The sequence below is a fragment of the Streptomyces aureocirculatus genome (assembly GCF_000720475.1).
GTDB lineage: Bacteria > Actinomycetota > Actinomycetes > Streptomycetales > Streptomycetaceae > Streptomyces > Streptomyces aureocirculatus.
In genome coordinates, this window is the sequence record NZ_JOAP01000032.1 from 46,305 (window position 1) to 72,076 (window position 25,772).

Annotated in this window: 2 protein-coding genes and 2 pseudogenes; all 4 read left to right on the forward strand. The window is 74.6% G+C overall.

Annotated elements, in window-relative coordinates:
* Nucleotides 1–37: 37 nt before the first annotated feature.
* Nucleotides 38–780, forward strand: a pseudogene (locus tag IG78_RS52760) (AMP-binding protein); the annotation flags it as partial.
* Nucleotides 697–4,378: pseudogene (locus IG78_RS51650) on the forward strand (condensation domain-containing protein); the annotation flags it as partial. The pseudogenes IG78_RS52760 and IG78_RS51650, both read left to right, overlap by 84 nt.
* A 226-nt stretch (nucleotides 4,379–4,604) precedes the next feature.
* Entirely contained in the window at nucleotides 4,605–5,129 is a 525-nt protein-coding gene (locus IG78_RS51655) for a phosphopantetheine-binding protein (RefSeq protein ID WP_030567701.1), read from the forward strand.
* Between the two features lie 14 nt (nucleotides 5,130–5,143).
* Entirely contained in the window at nucleotides 5,144–25,684 is a 20,541-nt protein-coding gene (locus tag IG78_RS0127060; RefSeq protein ID WP_037686399.1) for a non-ribosomal peptide synthase/polyketide synthase, read from the forward strand.
* Nucleotides 25,685–25,772 lie beyond the last annotated feature (88 nt).

The window sequence follows — 25,772 nt, forward strand, 5'->3', positions numbered from 1 at the left end:
TGGGGCGGAGCTGGTCGCGCGGTGGGCGCCGTACCACCGTCTGGTCAACTCCTACGGGCCCACCGAAGCCACGGTCGTCGCCACCTGGTCGGACCCGCTGGAGCCCGACGATGCCGCGCCACCCATCGGCAGGAGGCTGCCCCACACCGGCACCTACGTACTGGACGCGCGGTTGCGGCCGGTCCCCGACGGCGTACCCGGCGAACTGTGGCTCAGCGGCCCGTCCCTGGCCCGCGGTTACCTCAACCGGCCCGGTCTGACCGCGTCCCGCTTCACCGCCGACCCGTTCGGGCCGCCCGGCACCCGCATGTACCGCACGGGAGACCTCGTACGCCGCGACGCACACGGCGAACTGCACTACCTGGGCCGCACCGACTGTCCGCGGCCGCCGCCCAGGTGGTCGAACACGACGGCCACCACCGCCTCGTGGCCTACGCGGTCCCCGAGGGCGCCGACGTGCCGGACTCCGCCGAGCTGCGCGCCTACCTCGCACGGACACTGCCCGAGCATCTCGTCCCGTCCGTGGTGATGCCCATCGAGCGGCTGCCGCTCGGCGCCACCGGCAAGCTCGACCGCGGCGCGCTGCCCGAACCGGAGTGGCCCACAGGCACCATCGGCGACGGGGAGCACGCGCCGCGCACCGGCGCCGAGAAGACGCTCGCCACCATCTGGTCCGAGGTGCTTCGCGTGCCCGCCGTGGGCGTACGCGACAACTACTTCACCCTCGGCGGCGACTCCATCCTCGGCATCCAGATCGTCTCCGCCGCCCGCAGGGCCGGTCTGAACCTCACCCCGCGGCACCTGTTCAAGCACCAGACGGTCGCGGAGCTCGCCGCGGCGGCCGAGGACCTGCCCGCCACGGCGGTCCGCGCCGAACAGGGCCCGGTCGTGGGCGAGACACCGCTGACACCCGTACAGCACTACCTGTTCGACACCCTCACCGGCGACCCGGCGCACCTCACCCAGGCGGTCTCCCACCAGCTCGCATCCGACACCGACGAGACGCTGCTGCGCGGCGCCCTGACAGCCGTCCTGGAACATCACGACGCCCTGCGGCTGCGCTTCGAGAAGGACGGCGAAGGGCGCTGGCACCAGCACGTCACCGCCCCCGAGGGACCGGCCCACCTGGAGGTGCTCGACCTGCCGCCGCGCAGCCCGGCAGGCACCGACGCGGCGCTGCGCGAGCTCGCCGAGCGCCTCAGCGGCGGGTTCGACCTGTCCGTCGCCCCGCTGTTCAGGGCCGCGCTGTGCCGCCCCGCCGGCGACCAGCGGCCCGTACTGATCCTGGCCGCCCACCACCTGGCCGTCGACGCCGTGTCGTGGCACATACTCCTGGAGGACCTGGACACCGCCTACCGGGCGCTGCGCGACGGCCACCGGGTGGACCTCGGGGTCAAGACCACGTCCTTCCGGGCGTGGGCGCACCGCCTCCTCGACCACACCGCGGGCGGCGGCTTCGACGACGAACTCGCCCACTGGCAGTCCGCTTCGCAGGACGGCGCGCTGCCCACCGACCTGGCTGGAGCCAACACCGCGGCCCACGAGGAGACGGTCACGGTCCGCCTCGACCGCGAGGACACCCGCAGGCTGCTCCAGGACGTGCCCGACGCCTACCGCACCCGCGTCAACGACGTCCTGCTCTGCGCCCTCGGCCGGGTCGTGGCGCGCTGGACAGGACGGGACCGGGTGGCGGTCACCCTGGAGGGCCACGGCCGTGCGGAACTGTTCGACGGCGTCGACCTGTCCCGTACGGTCGGCTGGTTCACCAGCGTGTACCCCGTCGTCCTCGACGTGCCCCGGCACGCGGACACCGGCGCCGCCCTGAAGTCCGCCAAGGAGAGCCTGCGCGCCGTGCCGGGCGACGGCCTCGGGTACGGCGCCCTGCGCCATCTGCGCGCCACGGCGGGGGACCGGCTGCCCGACCTGCCGCAGCTCGGCTTCAACTACCTCGGGCAGCAGGACGGCAACGCCCCCACGGGCGGCCTGCTGCACGCACCCCACGGCGGGCTCGTCGGCGGCATGGACCGGGCCGCGGAGCGCCCGCACCTCATCGACGTACTCGGCCGTGTCACCGACAAACGCCTGGAGTTCACCTGGGCGTACTCGCGCGAGGTGTACCGGCGTGACACCGTCGACCGCCTCGCCGCCGAGCTGGCCGATGAGCTGCGGGCGATCGTGCGGCACTGCGCCGGACCCGGCGCCGGGGGCCGCACCCCGTCGGACTTCCCGCTGGCCCCCCTCGACCAGGAGGCCGTCGACCGCCTCGTGGGCACCGGGCGCGACATCGTGGACGTCTACCCGCTCACCCCCACCCAGTCCGGCATGGTCGTCCACGGCATGGACGAGCCCGCCGGCGGCGTGTACACCGAGCAGGTCACGTTCGTGATGGACGGGGTGCGCGACACCGGCGTCCTGGCCGCCGCCTGGCAGCACGTCGTCGACCGCACCCCCGTGCTGCGCACCGCCGTGGTCCTGAGCGGCGTACCCGTACCGCTCCAGGCCGTGCACCGCACCGCGGTCCTGCCCGTCACCGAGCACGACTGGAGCGCCCTGACGCCCGAGCGGCGCACCGCGGAACTGGAGCGGCTGCTCGCCGACGACAAGGCGCGCGGCATCACCCTGGACACCGCGCCCCTGCTGCGCGTCACCCTGATCAGGACCGCCCCGGACGAGGTGCGCGTGGTGTGGACCTTTCACCACGTCCTGCTCGACGGCTGGAGCGTCTTCCACGTCCTGTCGGACGTCGTGGCCTGCCACGCCGCGCTCGCCGCGGGCGACGAGCCGCGCCTGCCGGACCGCCGCCCGTTCGCGGACTACGCGGCCTGGTTCGCCGGCCGCGACACCGTCCGCGCCGAGGAGCACTGGCGCACCGCCCTCGCCGGACTCACCGCTCCCACCGCCCTGCCCTACGACCGCAGGCCCGCCCCCGGCGCCTCGGCCTCCTCGGGCACCTGGCTGTCGCAGCGGCTCGGCGAGGACTCCACCCGGCGGCTCCAGGAGTTCGCCCGCAGGCACCGGCTGACCCTCAACACCGTGGTGGAGGGCGCCTGGGGGCTGCTCCTCTCCCGGTGGAGCGGCGAGAGCGAGGTGTGCTACGGCACCACCGTCTCCGGCCGTCCTTCGGACCTGCCCGGCGCCGACACCATCACCGGCCTGTTCATCACCACGCTGCCCGCCCGGGCCACCGTGGACGGCGGGGACACGTGCGACGCGTGGCTGCGCAGGACGCAGGCCGCGCGGGCCGACGACCGCCGCTTCGGGCACGTACCGCTGACCCGGCTGCACACCTTCAGTGACCTGCCCGCGGGGACGTCCCTGTTCGACAGCCTGCTCGTCTTCGAGAACTACCCGGTGGACGACAGCACCGCGGGCGCCCACGGCGTACAGATGCGCGACCTGGAGGCCCGCGAGGCCACCAACTACCCCATCACGGTGGTGATCTCCCCCGGCGAGCGGCTCTCCGTCGAACTCGGCTACGACCCCCGCTACTTCGAGGAGTCCACGGCTCGTTCCCTGGCGGACCAGCTCCTGCATACCCTGCATGTGCTGGCCGAGGCGACGGGCACGACGCGTCTGGACGCTGTCGACGTCCTGCCGCCCGCCGAGCGGAGCCGTCTGCTGGCGGGTCCGGCCCGTCCGGGGGGCGACCTCGTGGCCCTGACCCTGCCGCGTTCGGCCGAGACGATCCTCGCGCAGCTCGCGGTCACCAAGGCGGGAGCCGCGTTCCTGCCGGTCGACCCCGGGTATCCGCAGGACCGGATCGCCTTGATGTTGCGGGACGCTGCGCCTTCCGTGACGTTGGGTTCGGAAGAGGTCAGCGGTCTGATCACCGGCGTACCGGTCGACGAGCCGGGGCATCGGCCCACGGACGCCGACCGGGTGCGTCCGTTGCGGCTCGATGATCCCGCGTACGTCATCTACACGTCGGGAGGTCGGCGCGGGCGACCGCGTCCTCGTCTTCGCCACGCCCAGCTTCGACGCCTCCGTGCTCGAACTGTGCATGTCGCTGCCGCAGGGGGCGAGTTTGGTGGTGCCCCCGCCCGGCCCGCTGCTCGGTGCCGAGCTGGCGGAGGTGCTGCGTGGCGGGCGTGTCACGCACACGCTGTTGCCACCGGCCGCGCTGGCCACGCTGCCGCCGGACACGCCCGGCACGCTGCCCGACCTCAAGACCCTGACCGTCGGAGCCGATGCCTGCGGGGCGGAGTTGGTCGCGCGGTGGGCGCCGTACCACCGTCTGGTCAATTCGTACGGGCCCACCGAAGCCACCGTCGTCGCCACCTGGTCGGACCCGCTGGAGCCGGGCGGTACGGCCCCGCCCATCGGCAGGAGGCTGCCGCACACCGGCACCTACGTACTGGACGCACGGCTGCGTCCCGTGCCCGACGGAGTGGCCGGTGAACTCTGGCTGAGCGGCCCGTCCCTGGCGCGCGGCTACCTCAACCGGCCGGGACTGACCGCGTCCCGCTTCACGGCCGACCCGTTCGGGCCGCCCGGCACCCGCATGTACCGCACGGGAGACCTCGTACGCCGCGACGCACACGGCGAACTGCACTACCTGGGCCGCACCGACTCTCGCCCGCCACCCCGCCGTCCTGGACGCCGTGGTGACCGTACGCGAGGACGAGCAGGACCTGCCGCGCCTGGTCGCCCACCTCCTTGCCGCACCGGGCGCCGAGCCGCCCCCGGCAGCCGAACTGCGGGCCCTGGCCGCGAGTTCCCTGCCAGGGCCGATGGTGCCGTCCGCGTTCGTCGTCATGGAGCGCTTCCCGCTCACCGACAACGGCAAGACCGACCGGGCCGCGCTGCCCGCGCCCCCCACGGACCTGGAGGAGACACCCGTCCGTGTCGCACCCCGCACCCCCACCGAGGAGGTCCTTGCCGACATCTGGGAGGAGGTCCTGCACACGACCGTGGGAGCCGAGGACGACTACCTCCTGCTCGGCGGTGACTCCCTGCGCGCCCTGCACATCGTCTCGCGGGCCAACGACGCCTTCGGCGTGAGCCTCACCCCCCGCGACGTCCTGGTCCACCGCACGGTCGCCGCCCTGGCCGACCTGGTGGAGGAGCAGGTGCTCAGCGAACTCGAAGACGCCGCGCGCGGCGACAGCGACGACCACGACGAACGGTAAGGACCCTCACGACCATGACGTCTTCGAAGCGAGACCGCACCGACGCGCTGCCCCAGGACCTCAAAGAGGCGCTGCGCCGCCGCCTTGCCGGACGGGCCGGGGCCCCCGGTGCGGCGGGCCGGGACGGGGCACCGGACGCGGCCCGGCGTGGCATCCCGCGCGCGGACCGCACCCGTCCGCTGCCGCTGTCCTTCGCCCAGCAGCGGCTGTGGTTCCTCGACCGGCTGAGCCCCGGCGACGCCGGATACAACAGCGCGGTCGCCCTGCGGCTCACCGGTCCGCTGGACCGCGCCGCCCTGTCCCGCGCCATCGACACCCTGGTGGCCCGGCACGAGGCGCTGCGCACCACGTTCGAGGAGAGCGAGGGGCGGCCTACGCAGATCGTGCGTCCGGCGGGTCCTGTGGCGCTGCCGGTCCGGGATCTGGCCGTGGCGGACGGGGGTGCCCCGGTCGCCGCGGCTGCCCCGGCGGGCGGGGGTGCGCCGGTCGCCCCGGCTGCCCCGGCGGGCGGGGGCGCTCCGGTCGCCCCGGCTGCCTCGGCCGCCCGGAACGGGCACGCCCCGAGCGCGTCGGGGGCCGACGGTGGCGCAGTCCTGGACGCCGCGCTCCTCCAGGAGTACAACCGCCCCTTCGACCTCGACGCCGACGAGCTGCTGCGCGCACTGCTGCTGCGGGAGTCGGACACCTCGCACGTCCTGATGCTGACCGCACATCACATCGTGACCGACGGCTGGTCGATGGGCGTGCTCCTGGAAGAGCTGTGCACCGCCTACGACGCCTTCGCCCGTGGCGCGGAGCCGGACCTGCCGCCGGTGGCGACGCAGTACCCGGACTTCGCGGTGTGGCAGCGCGAACAGCTCTCCGGCGCCCGCCTCGAACGCCAGATCGCGTACTGGAAGAAGCAGTTGACCGGCTCCGTGCCGCCCGCGCTGCCGCTGGACCGGCCGCGGGGCGGGGAGGGACCCGGGGCGGGCGCGATCCACCACTTCACCGTGCCCGCCGACATCACGGCTCGGCTGCGCGCCCTCGCCACCGGGCAGCACACCACCCTGTTCACCTCCCTGGTCGCCGCCTGCCAGACCCTGCTCGCCCGCTGGTCCGGGCAGGACGACATCACCGTCGGCTCCCTGACACCCGGACGCCCCCGTACCGACCTGGAACGCGCCGTCGGCTTCTTCGCCCACACCGTCGTCCTGCGCACTCCCGTGGAGCCCGGCGGCACCTTCCGCGACCTGCTCACGGCCGCCGCCGACACCGTCAACGAGGCCTTCGCGCACGGCGACACCCCGTTCGAACGCCTGGTGGATGCCGTCGGCGCGCCCCGCGAGGCAGGCCGCAACCCACTGTTCGACGTCATGGTCCTGCTGCACCCGGACCCGCCCGCGGCGCCCGCCCTGCACGGCCTGACCGTCGCCCCGGTGACCGTGCCGCGGCAGGCCGCCGCGTTCGACCTGAGCGTGGAGTTCGCCCCCGAGGGCGACCGGCTCGCCGGCATGCTCGAATACCGCACCGACCTGTTCGACACGGCCACCGCCGAGCGGATGGCGGACCAGCTCCTGCGGCTGCTCGACGCCGCCACCACGGAACCGGACCGGCCCCTGGGCGTGCTGCCCCTGCTCTCCCCGGACGAGGCACGGCGCGTCACGGACGAGTGGAACGCCACCGCGCGCCCCGTCCCCACCACGACCTGCCCCGAGCTGTTCGCGCGCAGGGCCGCGCGCACTCCGCACGCCACCGCCCTGGTCGCGGGCGGTGAGCGCCTCGACTACGCGACGCTCGACGCCCGCGCCACCCGGCTCGCCCAGCACCTCGCCGCCCGGGGCGCGGGCCCCGAACGGCTCGTCGCACTGCGCCTGCCGCGCACCGCCGACATGGTCGTGGCGATCCTCGCCGTGTGGAAGTCCGGCGCAGGCTATCTGCCGCTCGACCTCGCGCTGCCCGAGGAGCGTGTCCGGTTCCTGCTCGACGACGCGCGACCGGCCCTCGTCCTCGACGAGCAGACACTCCGGGCGCTGCCCGACGCGACCGCCGAGCCGGTCACCGCGGACGTACCTGGTGTGCTGGACCCGGCGGGTCCCCCCGCCCTGCGCGATCCCGACCCCGACACCACCGCCTACGTCATCTACACCTCCGGCTCCACCGGCCGCCCCAAGGGTGTCGCCGTGTCCCACCGCTCCGCGGCGAACCTCCTCGCGGGGCACCGCGAGGGGTTCGTCGCCGACGCGGGCGGCGGGCCGCTGCGGGTGGCGCTGACCGCGTCGTTCTCCTTCGACACCTCGCTGGAGGGCGTGCTCCTGATGGCCGACGGCCATCCGCTGCACCTCGTCGACGAGACGACCCGGCTCGACGCCGCCGCCCTCGTCGAGTACGTCGTCGAGCACCGCGTCGACTTCCTCGACCTGACGCCCTCCTACCTGCGGCAGTTGCTGCCCGCCGGGCTCCTCACCGACCCGCGCCACCACCCGCGCGTCCTGATGCTCGGCGGCGAGGCCATCGGCCCCGGCCTGTGGCGCGAACTCGCCGCGCACCGGGACGTGGCCGCGTACAACTTCTACGGCCCCACCGAGTGCACGGTCGACGCCCTGGCCTGCCGCATCGACGGCGACGACCGGCCGCTGGTGGGGCGGCCGCTGCCCAACGTGCGGGCCTACGTCCTCGACGCGGGCCTTCGGCCCGTGCCGCCCGGCGTCGGCGGCGAGCTGTACCTCGCGGGCGAGCAACTGGCCCGCGGCTACGCCGGACGCCCCGGCCTCACCGCCGCCCGCTTCCTCCCCGACCCCTACGGTCCGCCCGGCACCCGCATGTACCGCACCGGCGACCTGGCCCGCTGGACCGCCGACGGCCGCCTCGACTACCTCGGGCGCGCCGACGACCAGGTGAAGGTGCGCGGTCACCGCATCGAGCCCGGCGAGGTCGAGGCGGCGCTGCTCGACCTGCCGGAGATCACCGCCGCCGCGGTCGTCGCGGTGCCCGACGCCCACGGCCAACCGCGCCTCGCCGCCTACCTCGTACCCGCAGCGGACGCGGCCCGGCCGCAGGCCTCGGAGCTACGGGCCGCCTGCCGCCGGGTGCTGCCCGACCACATGGTGCCGTCGTCCTTCACCCTGCTCGACGCGCTGCCCCTGACCACCAGCGGCAAGCTCGACCGCCGTGCCCTGCCCGCCCCCGACCTCGACGCCGCCCCGCGCGAACGGGAGCTCGTCGCCCCGCGCACCGGCGACGAGCAGACGCTCGCCGACATCTGGTCCGACGTCCTCGGCATCGCCCGGGTCGGTGTCACCGACAACTTCTTCGAGCTGGGCGGCGACTCCATCCTCAGCATCCAGGCCGTCTCGCGCGCCCGCGCGGCCGGACTCAAGCTGACCTCGCAGGACGTCTTCCGCCACCAGACCGTCGCCGACCTGGCCGCCGCCGTGTCCCGCAGGGCCGCCGCGACCCCCGCGCCCCGGCGGCCCCGCGCCGAAGGGCCCGCCCCGCTGACCCCCGTACAGGAGTGGTTCCTCACCACCCACGGCGCGCTCGGCCACTTCAGCATGTCGATGCTCCTCGACCTGCCGTACGACGTCGACGAGCAGGCACTGGAGCGCGCCCTGACCGCCATCACCGCGCAGCACGCGGCGCTGCGCACCCGGTTCGTGCGCGACGGCGACACCTGGGAACAGCACCCCGGCACCGTCCCGTCCTCCGGCCCGCTCGCCCGCCACGACCTGTCCGCCGCCCCCGACCCCACGGCGGCCCGCACGAAGGCCGCGGACGCGGCCCGCGCCGCACTCGACCCGGCCACCGGCGCCCTGCTCCGCGCCGTCCTGCTGCTGCCCACGCCCGGTGAGCGCCCCCAGCTCTTCCTGACCGCCCACCACCTGGCCGTCGACAGCGTCTCCTGGCGCATCCTCCTGCCCGACCTCGAACAGGCCTACCGGCAGGCGGCCGCCGGGAATCCCGTGCGACTGGAGCCCGTCACCGCCGAATTCACCGACTGGGCCCATCATCTGTCGGGCCTGGTGCGCGCCGGTGATTTCGACGACGACCTGCCGTACTGGACGGCCGAGGCCGCCGAACCCCGCACCCCGCTGCCCGTCGACCGCACCGCGACCCCGCTCGCCGGATCGGTGCGCACCGTCCGCACCCGCGTGGACCGCGTCACCACCGCGGCACTCCTGCGCAAGGTGCCCGGCGTCTACCGCACCCAGGTCAACGACGTGCTGCTCAGCGCACTCGGCCGGGCGCTCGCCGACTGGACGGGCACCGAGCGCGTGACCGTCGCCCTGGAGGGGCACGGCCGCGAGAACGACACGGACGACACGGTCGACGTGTCCCGCACGGTGGGCTGGTTCACCACCCAGTACCCCGTCACCCTCACCCCCGCGGGACCGGCCGCCGCACCCGACTGGGGCGCCACCCTGAAGGCCGTCAAGGAACGGCTGCGCGCCGTGCCCCGGCGCGGCCTGAGCTACGAGGCCCTGGCCCGCCTCGGCTCGCCCGACCCCGCCGCGCGGGCGCTGCGCGAACTGCCGCTGCCCCAGGTGTGCTTCAACTACCACGGCCAGTGGGACACCTCCGGCGGCCAGGAGTTCGCACCGGCAGCCGACGTGCCGGGCCGGGACATGACGGCCGACGCGCCCCTCGACCACCTCCTGGACGTCGCGGCCGTGGTGGCCGACGGCGAACTGGAGATCATCTGGCACTACAGCGAGCAGACCCACGACGCCGACACCGTCCGGAGCCTGGCCGACGGCATGGTCAGGGCGCTCGGCGCGATCACCGAGCACTGCGCGCGCCCCGACGCGGGCGGCCGCACCCCCTCCGACTTCCCGCTCACCCGCCTCGACCAGGCGGGCGTGGACCGCCTCGTCGGTGACGGCCGCGTCGTGGAAGACCTGCTTCCGCTGACGTCGCTCCAGGAAGGCATGCTCTTCCACCGTCTGGTCGGCGGCCCCGACGACGTGTACGTGGACCAGGCCGACCTGCTCCTGGAGGGCGTCGAAGACCCGGAAGCCTTCGCCGCGGCCTGGCAGGGCGTCACCGACCGGACGCCCGCGCTGCGGACCTCCGTGGTCTGGGAGGACGTACCCGTACCGCTCCAGGTCGTGCACCGCTCCGTACGCGTGCCGGTCACCCACCTGGACTGGCGCGAGCTCGACGAGGACGAGCGGGCCGAGCGCCTCGACCGGTTCCGCGCCGAGGACCTCGAACGCGGCATCGACCTCGCCGCCGCCCCGCTGATGCGCCTCGCCCTGATCCGACTGCCCGCCGCGCGCCTGCGCCTGCTGTGGACCTCCCACCACCTGATCCTGGACGGCTGGAGCCTCGCCCAGGTGCTCACCGAAGTGTGCGAGGAGTACGCGGCCCGCAGCACCGGAAGCAGCCCGCAGCCGGTGCTGCGCCGCCCCTTCGCCGACTATGTGCGATGGCTTGCCGAGCAGGACGCCGACGCCGGGCGCGCGCACTGGAGCACGGCCCTCGACGGTTTCGCCACGCCCACCCCGCTGCCCCTCGACCGCCCCCTGGGCGAGGCCCACCAGGCACGCTCCGCGGGCCTGCACAAGGGCGGCCTGTCCGACACGGACTCCGCCACGCTCGCCCGCACCGCCCGGCAGGCCGGACTCACCGTCAACACCGTGGTCCAGGGCGCCTGGGCGCTGCTCCTGTCCCGCTACAGCGCCGAGCAGGACGTGGTGTTCGGGACCACGGTGTCCGGCCGCCCCGACGACCTGCCGGGTGTCGAGTCCATGGTGGGCATGTTCATCAACACCGTGCCCACCCGGGTACGGGTCGACAGCGGCGCCACCGCGAGCGCGTGGCTGCGCGAACTACAGGAGGCCCAGGCCGAGTCGCGCCGGTTCGCCGCGGTCTCCCTGGCCGAACTGACCTCGCTCAGCGACGTGCCGTCCGGCACCCCGCTGTTCCACAGCATGGTCGCCTTCGAGAACTACCCCTTCGACGAGGCCCGCACGGCCGCCTCAGGCGTGCGCCTGGCGGACGTCACCTCGCGCGACGCCACCAACTACCCCCTGGTCCTGCGCGCCTACCAGGGCGAGCGCGTCGGCTTCGACCTCGCCTACGACCCCGACCTGTTCGACGACGGCACCGCGCGGGCCATCGCCGACCGGCTGTGCCTGCTGCTCGCCGCGATCGCCGCGGACCCCGAACGGCCGCTGCGCGCCCTGCCCTGGACGACCGCCGAGGAACGGGACGCCGCCCTCGCCGAAGCGGGCGCCACCCGACACGCCCGCCCCACCGACACCTTGGTGGACCTCTTCGAGGCACAGGCCGCCCGCACCCCCGACGCCACCGCCGTCACCTGCGGGGACGACCGCCTCGACTACGCCACACTCGACGCGCGGGCGGGCCGCCTCGCGCACCGCCTCGCCGAGGCCGGCGCCGGACCCGAGCACTATGTCGCCCTCGCCCTGCCCCGATCCACCGACCTCGTCGTGGCGATCCTCGCCGTACTGAAGTCGGGCGCCGCCTATCTGCCGGTCGACCCCGGGCTGCCCGCCGAACGCGTCGCCCACCTGCTCGGCGACGCGGCCCCCGTGGCCCTTGTGACCACCACCGACGCCGCCGTGCCCGCCGAGGGCACCGGTGTGCCCGTGCTGCTCCTTGACGACCCCGCGGTCCACGCCGACCTCGCCCAGCGACCCGCCACCCCTCCGGATCCGGACCGCCGTCCGCTGCCGGAGAGCCCCGCCTACGCCATCTACACCTCCGGCTCCACCGGCCGCCCCAAGGGCGTGGTGGTCCCGCACGCCAACGTCGTACGCCTCTTCACGCGCACCCGGCACTGGTTCGGCTTCGACGAGCACGACGTGTGGACGCTGTTCCACTCCTACGCCTTCGACTTCTCCGTCTGGGAGCTGTGGGGGCCGCTGCTCCGCGGCGGCCGCCTCGTCGTCGTCCCCGACGATGTCGCCCGCTCCCCGGAGGACTTCCTGCGCCTGCTCGCCGACGAGCGGGTCACCGTGCTCAACCAGACCCCGTCCGCCTTCTACCCGCTGGCCCGCGCCGACGCCGAACACCCCGAACTGAGCGCCCGCCTGGCGCTGCGCACCGTGGTCTTCGGCGGCGAGGCCCTGGATGTCGACCGGCTCGCCGACTGGTACACCAGGCACGCAAACGGCACTGACGGCACTGACGGCACTGTCAGCGCGCCGCGTCTGGTCAACATGTACGGCATCACCGAGACCACCGTCCATGTCACCTACGCGCCCCTGGACGGCGCGACGGCACACACGGGCACCGCGAGCCCCATCGGCACCGGCATCCCCGACCTGCGGGTCCATGTCCTCGACGGTGATCTGGCGCCCGTACCGCCCGGCGCGATCGGGGAGATGTACGTGGCGGGCGATGGCCTGGCCCGCGGCTACCTGGGCCGGCCGGGCCTGACGGCGACCCGCTTCCTGGCCGACCCGTTCGGCCCGTCCGGCAGCCGCATGTACCGCACCGGCGACCGGGCACGCCGGCGCGCCGACGGCACCCTGGAGTACCTCGGCCGCGCCGACCAGCAGGTGAAGATCCGCGGCTACCGCATCGAACCCGGCGAGATCGAGGCCGCCCTGCACCGCCACCCGGGCGTGAGCGCCGCGACGGTCGGCGTGTACGAGGACGCCTCCGGGACACGGCGCCTTGTCGCCCACGTGGTCGGGGCCGGGGACGGCTCGGGGACGGAGCCGGAAGGCGCCCCCGGCATCGAGGCGCGGGGGAGTGGACCGGGCGCCGTTCCGGACGGCAGCGGTGTCCCCGCCGTCACCGCCCCGTCCGCCGCCGACCTGCGCGCCCACCTGGAGCGCTTGCTTCCCGCCCACATGGTCCCCGCGGCCTACGTACCGCTGGCGGCGCTCCCGCTCACCGTCAACGGCAAGCTCGACCGGCGCGCGCTGCCCGCTCCCGGCCCGGACGGCTTCGCCACCGGCGCCGACCGTATCCCGCCGCGCACCCCCGCGGAACGCGCGGTCGCCGCCGCCTGGGCGGACGTCCTCGACACCGACGCCGTGGGTGCCGACGACGACTTCTTCGCGCTCGGCGGCGACTCCATCCTCGCCGTACGTGTGACGTCCCGGCTGCGCACGGCCTTCGGCCAGGACGTCTCACCGCGGCTCCTGTTCACCCACCCGACGCTCTCCGCCCTGGCCGCCGCCCTCGGCGACCCGGTGGCCGACGGGGCCGCGGGGGCGGACGTCATTCCGGCCGCGGACCCCGGCACTGTGCCCCCGCTGTCGTACGCCCAGCAGCGCCTGTGGTTCCTCGACCGCTTCGAACCCGGCAGCACCGAGTACACGACGCTGTCCGTGCTGCGGCTTCGCGGCTCCCTCGACGAGACCGCCCTGCGCACGGCCCTCGACGGCCTCGTGGCCCGGCACGAAGCGCTGCGCACCACCTTCGCCGAGGACGAGGGCCGGGCCCGGCAGGTCGTCCACGCGCCGTACACCGTGGAACTGCCTCTCGACGTCCTGCCGGGCGCCGACCAGGACGCGCAGCTCGACGCCGTCGTCGGGCGCGCCGCCGCGACCCCGTTCGACCTGTCCACCGGGCCGCTGCTGCGCGCCAGGTTCGCCCGCCTCGCCGACGACGAGCACGTCCTGGTGCTCGCCGTCCACCACATCGTCACCGACGGCTGGTCCGGCGCCGTCCTCGGCCGTGACCTCGGCGAGCTGTACACGGCGGCCCTGGAACAGCGCACCCCAGAGCTGCCCGCACTGCCCGTGCGGTACACCGACTACGCCGCCTGGCAGCGCGCACGTACCGACGTCGCCGACGAGCACCTCGCCCACTGGCGCGAGGTGCTGTCCGGCCTCGAACCGCTGGAGCTGCCCACCGACCGGCCGCGCCCCGCCGTGCGTACCCGCGACGGCGCCCTGGTGACCTTCCGCCTGCCCGCCGACCTCACCGAGCGGCTGCGCGCGACGGCCCGAAGCGCCGACGCCACCCTGTACATGACGCTGCTCACGGCCTGCCAGATCCTGCTGGCCCGCTGGGCCGACCAGGAGGACGTCGCCGTCGGCACCGTGACCGCGGGCCGCGAGCGCCCCGAACTCGACGACCTCGTCGGCATGTTCGTCAACACGCTCGTGCTCCGCGCCCGCGTACGCCCCGACCGGTCCTTCCACGACCTGCTCACCGAGGCGCGCACCACCGTCCTGGACGCCTTCTCCCACCAGGAAGTGCCCTTCGAACGGCTCGTGGACGCCCTGGAGCCCGAGCGTGACACCAGCCGCACCCCGCTCTTCCAGGTCATGGTGGCCCTGCACAACCTGGGCGCGGAGACACCCCGCATGCCCGGCCTTGACGTCGAGCCCGTGACACCGCCCGTCCGCAACGCCACCTTCGACCTCGCCTTCGACTTCGTCGAGCACGACGGCGGTGTCACCGGTCACCTGGAGTACAACACCGGCCTGTTCGACACCGACACCGTCGAACGCCTCGCCGGGCGCCTGACGCTGCTCCTCGAAGCGGCCGCCGACGACCCGCGGGAGAAGGCCGGCGCGCTGGCCCTGATGACCGCCGCCGAGCGCCGTCAGGTCGTCGAGGAGTGGCAGGGCGACCCGCTCCCGGCCGCGGACACCGCCTTCCCCGTCCTGTTCGAGGCGCAGTCGGCCCGCACCCCGCACGCCACCGCCCTGACCGCCCGCGACACCACGATCGACTACGCGACCCTCAACGACCGCGCCAACCGCCTCGCCCACCACCTCGTCACCCTCGGTGTCGGCCCCGAGGAGGTCGTCGCGGTCCAACTGCCGCGTACCACGGACATGTTCGTGGCCCTCTTCGCCGTCCTGAAGGCGGGCGGCACCCTGCTCTGCGTCGACCCCGACCTGCCCGAGGAACGCGTGACGTTCCTCCTCACGGACGCCGCCCCGCGCACGGTCCTGACGCCCGAGACCCTGCACGAGGTGCCCTGGGCCCTGCTGCCCGCACACGACCCGGCCGACGCCGACCGCCTGGCGCCCCTGCGCCCCGATCACGGCGCCTACATCATCTACACCTCCGGCTCCACGGGACGGCCCAAGGGCGTCGTCGTGGAACACCGGCACCTGGTCAACCTCTGCCATGACCACCGCGAAGGACTCGTCGCCCCGCACACCGCCGACGGACGGCGCCTGAAGGCAGCGCTCAGCGCGTCCTTCTCCTTCGACACGTCCTGGGAAGGGCCGCTCCTTCTCGCCCTCGGCCAGGAGGTGCACCTCGTCGACGAGGACGTACGCCTGGACCCGGAGGCCTTCTGCGCACAGGTCGCCGACAGCGGCCTCGACCTGGTGAACGTCACGCCCTCCTACCTGCGCGAACTGACCGCCGCCGGGCTCCTCGCCCCCGGCCGCCACCACCCCCGCGTGCTCCTCGTGGGCGGCGAGGCCGTCGGCACCGACACCTGGCGCGAACTGTGCGCGGCCAAGGACCTGGGCGTCACCGCGTACAACATGTACGGCCCCACCGAGTGCACCGTCGACGCCGTCTACGGCCGCTGCGCGGCACAGCCCGCCCGCCCGGTCGTCGGCCGCCCCGGACGCGGTCTGCGCGCCTACGTCCTCGACGGCGCGCTGCGCCCCGTCCCGCCCGGCGTCCCGGGCGAGCTGTATCTGGCGGGCGCCCAGGTGGCCCGCGGCTACCTCGGCAGGCCGGGCCTGACCGCGGGCCGCTTCCTCGCCGACCCGTTCGGCGGGCCGGGGGAGCGGATGTACCGCACCGGTGACCGTGCCCGCTGGGACACCGACGGCCTGCTCGAATTCCTGGGCCGGGCCGACGAACAGGTCAAGATCCGCGGCTTCCGCGTCGAGCCCGGCGAGGTCGAGGCCGCGCTCCTGGCCGCGCCGGACGTCGCCGATGCCGCGGTGACGGTCCGCGAACACGCGGGCCGCGCCATGCTCGTGGCGTATCTGGTGCCCGCGGGCGAGCACCCTCCGGCGCCCGACGACCTGCGGGTGCGGCTGCGGCGCACCCTGCCCGACCACATGGTGCCCGCGGTCTTCGTGCCGCTGGCCAAGATCCCGCGGACCAGCAGCGGCAAGACCGACCGCCGCGCGCTGCCCGCCCCGCCCGCACAGCCGGACAGCGGTACGCCGTACGTGGCGCCCCGCACCGGCGGCGAGGAGCGCCTGGCGGCGATCTGGGCCGAGGTCCTCGGCGTGGAACGGGTGGGCGCGCGCGACGACTTCTTCACGCTCGGCGGCGACTCGATCCTCAGCATCCAGATCGTCTCCCGCGCCCGGCAGGCCGGACTCGCCCTGACCACCAAGGACGTCTTCCGCCACCGCACGGTCGCCGAACTAGCCCTGTGCGCAAGGGAAGCGGCGCCCCGGACCCCGGCGACGGACACCACCGCGCCCACCGAAGCACCGCTCACACCCATCCAGCGCTGGTACCTCGACGGCCGCGCCCCCGGCGACCCGCTGCGCTTCACCATGACCCAGCGCCTCGAACTGTCCCCGGGCACCGACCTGTCCGCCCTGAAGGAGGCCGCGGACGCCCTCGTACGCCATCACGCCGCCCTGCGCACCCGCTTCCGCCGCACCGGCGACGACGGCCTGCGCCAGGAAGTCCTGCCGGAGCCGCCCGGCGGGCTCCTCACCCGCCACGACGTGACCGGCCTCGACGACTCCGGCGTGGAGCGCGAGGTGCAGCGCGGCGCGGACGCCGCCCAGGCCTCCCTCGAACCCGCCGAGGGCCGGGTAGTCCGCTTCCTCGTCTTCGACCGCGGACCCGACAGGCCCGCGCAACTCGTGATCACCGTGCACCATTTGGTGATGGACGGCGTGTCCTGGCGCATCCTGCTCGCGGACCTGGAGAGCGCCCACCGTGCCGCGACGGCGGGCCGGACCGTCACCCTGCCCCCGGTGGGGACCGCCTACAGCCAGTGGGCCACCCTGCTCGACCGGCACACCCGCTCCGGCGGCCTCGACGCCGACCTCGCGTACTGGACCCGCCCCGCCACACCCGCCACCCTGCCCGCGGGCAGGACCGGACCCAACACCCACGGCACCGCCGCCACCGTCACCGTCACGCTGACGGCCGAGGACACCGACGCCCTGCTTCGCCAGGTCCCCGACGTCTACCGCACCCAGGTCAACGACGTACTGCTCAGCGCCTTCACCCGCACCCTCGGCCGCTGGTGCGCCCACGACACCGTGCTCATCGGCGTGGAGGGGCACGGCCGCGAGGACCTCTTCGACGGGCCGGGCGCCGTCGGTGACCAGACGGGTGCGGGCGACCCCGGTGACGTCGACCTGTCGCGGACCGTCGGCTGGTTCACCGCCGAGTACCCGCTCACCCTGAGCGTCGATCCGGACGCGGGATGGCGCGACACCCTGCGCTCCGTCAAGGAACAGCTCCGCGCGGTCCCGCACCACGGCCTCAGCCACGGTGCCCTGCGCCGACTCCTTCCGGACAGCCCCCTCGCCGACGCCCCCACACCGCAGGTCGGCTTCAACTACCACGGGCAGTGGGACGCGGGCAGCGGCACGGGCGACAGCGAGGGGGGTCTGTACGGTGGCGTGCTCCCGGCGGCCGGACGCGACACCGACCCCGACGAACCACGCCCCTACCTCCTCGACCTGACCGGCGTCGTCCAGGACGGCCGCCTCGAACTCGGCCTGACCTACCCCACCGCCGTCTACGACGAGGCCACCGTCCGCCGCCTCGCCGAGGACACCCGCGCGGCACTGCGCGACATCGTGGCGCACTGCGCGCGGCCGGACGCGGGCGGCCGCACCCCGTCCGACTTCCCGCTCACCGACCTCACCCAGGAGCAGTTGGACCGGCTCGTGGGCGACGGCCGTCAGGTGGCGGACGTCCTGCCCCTGACGCCCCTTCAGTCCGGGATGCTCTTCCACGGCCTCGTCGACGACGCGGGCGCCTACTTCGACAGGACCGCGGTACGGCTCACCGGCGTGGCCGACCCGCGGGCCCTCGCGCACGCCTGGCAGCAGGTGGCCGACCGCACCCCGGCGCTGCGCACCAGCGTCCACTGGCGGCGACTGCCGCACCCGGTGCAGATGGTGCACCGGCACGCGGAGCTGCCCGTCACCCACCTGGACTGGCGCGACCTGACCTCCGAACAGCGCGCCGCGGCCACGGAGCGGCTCCTCGCCGAGGACCGCGTCGCGGGCATGGAGCTGACCACCGCGCCCCTCACCCGGATCACCCTCGCCGCGCTGCCCGGCGACGAGGTCCTGCTGCTGTGGTCCTCGCACCATCTGATCCTCGACGGCTGGAGCACCGGGCAACTGCTCACCGAGGTGTGCGAGCGGTACGCCGCCCTCACCGGCGGCACGGACGCGGCACCGCCACTGCGGCGGCCGTTCGCGGACTTCGTACGGTGGCTGCGCGACCAGGACGAGGGCGCCGCCGAACGGTTCTGGACCGAGGCGCTCGCCGGTTTCCCCGCCGCGACACCGCTGCCCTACGACCGGGCTCCCGCCGAGGCCCACCGCGCCCGCTCCGGGGACGCCGTCCAGCGTGACCTCGACGTGTCCGTGTCCCGCCGACTGCGGGAGACGGCCGCCCGCGCCGGTCTCACCGTCAACACCGTGGTGCAGGCAGCTTGGGCGCTGCTGCTCGCCCGCTACAGCGGTCGCCGCGACGTCGTGTTCGGCACGACCGTGTCAGGACGCCCCGCCGAACTGCCGGGCGTGGAGTCCATGGTGGGCATGTTCATCAACACGGTGCCGACGCGCGTGCGGGTGCCGGCGGGCAGCGTGCTGTCCTGGCTGCGCGGCCTCCAGGAGGAGCAGAGCGACGCCCGGCGCCACGACTTCATGGCCCTTTCCCGCATCCAGGCGCTCAGCGAAGTCCCGTCGGGCCAGGCCCTGTTCGACAGCATGGTGGTGTTCGAGAACTACCCCGTCGACGAGTCGGCCACCGCCCGCACCGGCGTGGGCGTGGCGGACGTGCACGCCGACGACGCCACGACGTTCCCGCTGTGCCTGCGCGCCCACGTCAGCGACCGGCTCGGCTTCGACCTGGCCTACGACGCCGCACTCTTCGACCGCGCCACCGTGGAACGCGCCGTGGACCGCCTCGCCGCGCTCCTCACCCAGCTCGCCGACGGCATCCCCGAAACACCTGACGACCTCGACCTGCTCACCGCCGACGACCGCGACCTGCTGCGCCGGTGGAACACCCCCGCCCGGCAGGTGCCCCCGCGCAGCCCCGTGGACCTGTTCGCCGAGCAGGCCCGCCGCACCCCGGACGCGACCGCCCTGTCCGACCATGGCCGCGAGGTGACGTACCGTCAACTCGCGGCGTGGTCCGACCGCCTGGCGTCCCGGCTGCTCACCGACGGCCTGCGCCCCGAAGGCCGCGTCGCCCTCCTGATGGACCGCTCCGCCGAACTGGTGGTCGCCCAACTCGCCGTCCTGAAAGCGGGCGGCGCCTATGTACCCATCGACACCCGCGCCCCCGAGAACCGCCGCCGCACCCTGCTCGACCGGGCGGGCGTCACGGCACGGCTCACCGCCGTTGATGTCGGGGCCGCGCTCGGCGCCCCCGGCATGACACCGACCGCACCCGCCGGGAGCGACACCGCCCCCAGCGAACAGCTCACCGCCCCCGCCGCCGACCCCGACCGCCTCGCCTACGTCATGTTCACCTCCGGCTCCACCGGTGAACCCAAGGCCGTGGCCGTGCGCCATCGTGACGTGGCTTCGCTCGCCACCGACGGTCGCTTCGCCGACGGCGTGTGCGCCCGTGTCCTGCTGCACTCGCCCGTCGCGTTCGACGCCGCCACCTTCGAGGTGTGGGCGCCGCTGCTTACCGGCGGCTGCGTCGTCGTGGCCCCGGGTGAGACGGTGGACGCGGCCCTGCTGCGCCGTCTCGTGCGACCCGCTGCGGGTGCCGACACCGCTTCGGCCGGTGGGAGTGCGAGTGCGGGTGCGGGGCTTGGGGGCGGCCCGGGCGGGCTGACCGCGCTGTGGCTGACGGCCGGGCTCTTCCGGCTCCTCGCCCAGGACTCCCCGGACTGCTTCGCGGGCCTGCGCCAGGTGTGGACCGGCGGCGACGTGGTCCCCGCCGCCGCCGTACGCCGCGTCCTCGCCGCCTGCCCCGGCCTCACGGTGGTGGACGGGTACGGCCCGACCGAGACCACGACCTTCGCCACCTCCCACGCCCTTGCGGACGCGACGGCCGTCCCCGACACCGTGCCCATCGGCCGCCCCCTGGACGACATGCGCGTCCACGTCCTCGACGCCCGCCTGCGGCCCGTGCCGCCTGGCTGCGCGGGCGAGCTGTTCCTCGCGGGCGAGGGCCTGGCCCGCGGCTACCTGGGCCGGGGCGGCGACACCGCGGCCCGCTTCCTCGCCGACCCGTACGCCGGTCCTGGAGAGCGGATGTACCGCACCGGCGACCTGGCCCGGCGCCGCCCCGACGGCACCGTCGAGTTCCTCGGCCGCGCCGACGACCAGGTGAAGATCCGGGGGTTCCGGGTGGAGCCGGGCGAGGTGGAGGCCGCCATCGCCACCCACCCCGGCGTGACGGATGTGGCCGTGGTGGCGCGCGAGGACCGGCCAGGGGCACGGCGCCTCGTCGCCTACCTCGTCGGACCCGTCGGCGAGGACCCCGACGCCCTCGACGCCCTGCGCGAGCACGCCCGTGCGGCACTGCCCGACTACCTCGTGCCCTCCGCGTTCGTCGCCCTCGCGGAACTCCCGCTCAGCGCCAACGGCAAGGTGGACCGCGCGGCGCTCCCCGCCCCGGCCCCCGACACCGGCGCACACCCCGGCACCCGTACCGAACCCCGGAACGACGCCGAACGCCGCACGGCGGAGGTCTTCGCGGACGTCCTCGGCGTCGACCGGCCCGGCGTGGAGGACAACTTCTTCCACCTGGGCGGCGACTCGATCCTCAGCATCCGCCTCGCCTCGCGGCTCGCCGAGGAGTTCGGCACCGACATGTCACCGCGCGAGGTGTTCGCCCACCCGACCCCGGGCGCGCTCGCCGCACTGCTCTGCGACCACCGGGCCACCGGTACGGCACGCCCCGCGGTCGTCCCGGTCGAGCGCGACGCCACCGCCCCCATGTCGTACGCACAACAACGCATGTGGTTCCTGGAGGAGTTCGCACCCGGCGGCGCCGAGTACGTCACCTCCCTCGCCCTGCGCCTGCGCGGCCGTCTCGACATCCGCGCCCTGGCCGCGGCCTTCCGCGCCCTGGTGGCCCGGCACGAGTCCCTGCGCACCACCTTCGACGCGGTCGACGGCCACGGCGTGCAGGTCGTCCGCCCGCCGCACGAGGTGCCGCTGCCGGTGCAGGACCTCTCCGGTCTTCCCGGGGAGGAGCGTGCACCGCGCCTCGACGACCTGCTCGCCGCCGAGCGCGCCCGCCCGTTCGACCTGCGCGAAGGCCCGCTGCTCCGGACCGGTCTCGTACGGCTCGCCGACGACGAGCACGTCCTGACCCTGACCCTGCACCACATCGTCACCGACGGCTGGTCCACCGCCGTCCTCACCGACGACCTCGCCCACTTCTACCGCGCCGAACTCAATGGCAGCGCGGCGGAGTTGCCGCCGCTCCTGGTGCAGTACGCCGACTACGCCCACTGGCAGCGCAGCGCGCCCGGCGCCGACGCGCAGCTCGCCCACTGGAAGGAGCACCTGGCCGGCACCGCGCCCCTGAACCTGCCCACGGACCGGCCGCGCCCGCCCGTACGCACCCGCAACGGCGCCACCGCCCGCCTGGTCCTGCCGCCGGACACGGCCCGCCGCCTGACCCGGGTCGGCAGGGACCGCGGCACCACCCTGTTCACGACTCTCGTGGCCGCCGCGCAGACGTTCCTCGCCAAGGTGACGGGCGGCCGCGACATCGCCGTCGGCACCGTCACCTCGGGCCGCGACCGCGCCGAGATCCAGAACCTCATCGGTTTCTTCGTCAACACCCTGGTCCTGCGCTCCCACGTCGACCCCGACCTGCCCTTCCCCGCCTTCCTCGACGACGTCCGGCAGACGGTCCAGGAGGCCTTCGCCCACCAGGACGTGCCGTTCGAGCAGGTCGTCGACGAGGTGCAGCCCGCCCGCGACACCAGCCGCACCCCGCTGTTCCAGGTGATGGTCGTCCTCCAGAACTCCCCTTCCGCCGACCTTGGCCTGCCGGGCCTGCACGTCGAGGACGTCGAGACGGAGCTCCAGCACGCGGCGTTCGACCTCACCCTGGAGTTCGCCGAGACGGAATCCGGCGCGCTGCACGGCGTGCTCACGTACAACACCGACCTGTTCGACACGGTCACCGCCGAGCGGATGGCCGGCCAGCTCACCACGCTCCTGACCGCCGTCGCCGACGACCCGCACCGCCCGCTCGGCGCCCTGCCCCTGGCCGGTGACGCGGAGCTGAAGGCCCTGCTCGACCAGGGCCGCGGCACGCTCGTGGCCGTACCGGCGACCCTGCCGGAGCTGTTCGAACGGCAGGCGCGGCGCACACCCGACGCCGTGGCCATCGCCGAGGGTTCGAGGCAGTGGACGTACGCCGAGGTCGACCGCGCCGCCAACCGGCTCGCCCACCGCCTCATCGGCCGCGGCGTGGGCCCGGAGCGCATCGTCGCCCTCGCCCTGCCGCGCGCCTGCGAAAGCGTGATCGCACAGCTCGCCGTCGCCAAGGCGGGCGGTGCCTTCCTGCCCGTCGACCCGAACTACCCGGAGCAGCGGCGGGCGTTCATGGTGCGGGACGCGGGCGCGACCCTGGTTCTCGACGACCCGGCCAAGGTGTGGGTGCGGGACGGCAAGGACACCGCCCCCACGGACGCCGACCGCACCACCGCCCTGACGACCACCCACCCCGCGTACGTCATCTACACCTCCGGATCCACCGGGACACCGAAGGGCGTCGTGGTGCCGCACCACGGACTCGCCGCGTTCGCCGCGGGAACCGCGGAGCAGTACGCCGTGGGCCCCGGCGACCGCGTCCTGCAGTTCGCGTCGCCCAGCTTCGACGCCTCCGTCCTGGAACTGTGCTCCGCGCTGCTCAGCGGGGCGACACTGGTGACCGGCGAGGAGGGGCCGCTGGTCGGTGAGCGCCTCGCCGAGGCCCTCGCCGAGCAGCGCGTCAGCCACACCCTCGTCCCGCCCGCGGCCCTGGCCACCGTGGCACCCGGCACCGCCGGGGCCCTGCCGCACCTGCGCACCCTGATCGTCGGCGCCGAGGCCTGCCCGCCCGACCTGGTGGAGCAGTGGGCCCCCGGCCGCCGGATGATCAACTCGTACGGGCCGACGGAAGCCACGGTCGTCGCCACCTGGACCGGCCCGCTGACCCCCGGCCCCGCCGCCCCGCCGATCGGCCGCCCGGCCGCAGCCACCCACGTCTACGTCCTCGACGGGGCCCTGCGCCCCGTACCGACCGGAGTGACCGGGGAGCTGTACGTGGCGGGACCTGGTCTCGCCCGCGGCTACCTCGGGCGCCCGGGGCTGACCGCGGGGCGGTTCGTCGCCGACCCGTTCGGCGGGCCGGGGGAGCGGATGTACCGCACCGGCGACCTCGTCGTCCGGGCCGCCGACGGCCAACTGCGGTTCGCGGGCCGGGCCGACGACCAGATCAAGCTGCGCGGCTTCCGCATCGAACCCGGCGAGATCGAGAGCGCGCTGCGCGGTGCGCCGCAGGTACGGGACGCGGCGGTCGTCGTCCGCACGGCCCCCCACCGGGACGTCGTGGACGCCCTGAACGACGCTGACGATGCCGACGGCGCCGACAGTGGGCAGGACGCCGCGAGCCCGGACGGCCGGGCGGCCGCGGCCGCCGACCACGGCCGCCTCGTCGCGTACGTCGTCCCCGCCACGGCGGAACCCGGGGACCTGCCCGTCGCCGAGCTGCGCGACCACCTAGCCGGGCTGCTCCCGCCGCACATGATCCCGTCCGTGTTCGTGCCGCTCGACCACCTGCCCCTCACCCCGAACGGCAAGACGGACCGGCGCGCCCTGCCCGAACCGGGACCCGCCCACACCGGCGGCGGACCGCACACCCCGCCCCGCACCGACACCGAACGCCAGGTCGCCCGCATCTGGAGCGACGTACTCGGCGTCGACGACATCGGCGCGTACGACAACTTCTTCCACCTCGGCGGCGACTCGATCCTGAGCATGCAGGTGGTCTCGCGGCTGCGCCGCGAGGGCCTGCACCTGGCCACCCGCGACCTGTTCACCCACCAGACCGTGGCCGAGCTCGCCACCGTCGTCCGCACCGCGCCCCAGCACTCCGGGGACGGACCCGTGACCGGTGACGTGCCGCTCACCCCCATCCAGGACTGGTTCCTGACCACTCCGCGCGCGGGCCACCACCACTTCAACCAGTCGGCCCTCCTGGAACTGCACACCGCACCCGACCCGACGGCGCTGCGCACGGCTCTCGCCGCCCTCCTCGAACACCACGACGCGCTGCGCATGCGCTTCACCCACGACGCCGAAGGATGGCACCAGTTCAACCCGCCGCCCGCGTCCGACGGCGAGGACCCGTTGACGCGGTACGACCTGAGCGGACTGTCGGCCGAAGAAGCCGACGCGGCCATGGAGAAAGCCGCCGACGACCTGCACACCGGCTTCGACCTCGGCCGCGGCCCGCTCCTTCGGGCGGCCCTGTTCACCGGCGACGCCGAACGGCCGGTGTATCTGCTCCTGGTCGCCCACCACCTGGTCGTGGACGCCGTGTCCTGGCGAATCCTCTCCGACGACCTGGAGGCCGCCTACCGCCAGGCCGCCGAGGGTGAGCCCGTCGCCCTGGGGGAGCGCACCACCTCCTTCCGCGACTGGGCGCGGGGCCTTGCCGCACACGTCGCCGATGGCGGCCTCGACCATGAACTGCCGTACTGGCAGGAGGCGGTGACCGCCGAACCCCTGCCGCCCGCCGACAGGCCGGGAACGGACACGGGGGAGACCCGCACCCTCTCCGTGGAGCTCGACGAGGAGGACACCACGGCACTGCTGCGGGCCGCCCCGACCGCGTACCGCACCCGCGTCAACGACGTCCTGCTCGCCGCGCTCGCCCTGGCACTCGCCCGCTGGACCGGCCACGACCGGGTCCGCCTCGACCTCGAAGGACACGGCCGCGAGGACGTACTGGACGACGTCGACCTGACCCGCACGGTCGGCTGGTTCACCACCGTCCACCCCGTCGCCCTCCAGGTGCCGGAGCCGGACGACATCGGCGAGGACCGCGACTGGCGGACCCTGGTGAAATCCGTACGCCGCCAACTGCGCACCGTCCCGGGCAACGGGCTCGGCTTCGGCGCGCTGCGCGCCTTCGGCCCGCCCGAGGTGCGCGAGCGGCTCGGCACGGCCGCGCACGGACAGGTGGTGTTCAACTACCTCGGCCAGTGGGACGCCCGCCCGCCCGCGTCCGACGCCGGACTCGTGCGCACCGAGCACGGCTCCTTCGGCCAGGACCACGACCCGCGGGACAGCGGTTCGCACCCGCTGGAGGTGGTGGGCGCGGTGCAGGAAGGCAGGCTCGCCTTCACCTGGCACCACCGCCCCGGCCTGCACGACACCGAAACCGTGCGGCGCGTGGCAGCCGAGTTCGCCGACGCCCTGCGCCACATAGCCGGGCACGCCCGCGGCACCGCGGCCAACACCGGCAGGAGCCGCCTGTGACTCCACTCGGCCCCGGCATCCGCGGGCCACCGACGGCGGGCACCGACCCCGCCCCGCGGCCCCCCACCGCGGACCATCTCCGGTCCCA

Coding starts and splice junctions, on each gene's coding strand:
- IG78_RS0127060 (WP_037686399.1), top strand. CDS start 5,144: ATGACGTCTTCGAAGCGAGACCGCACCGACGCGCTGCCCCAGGACCTC.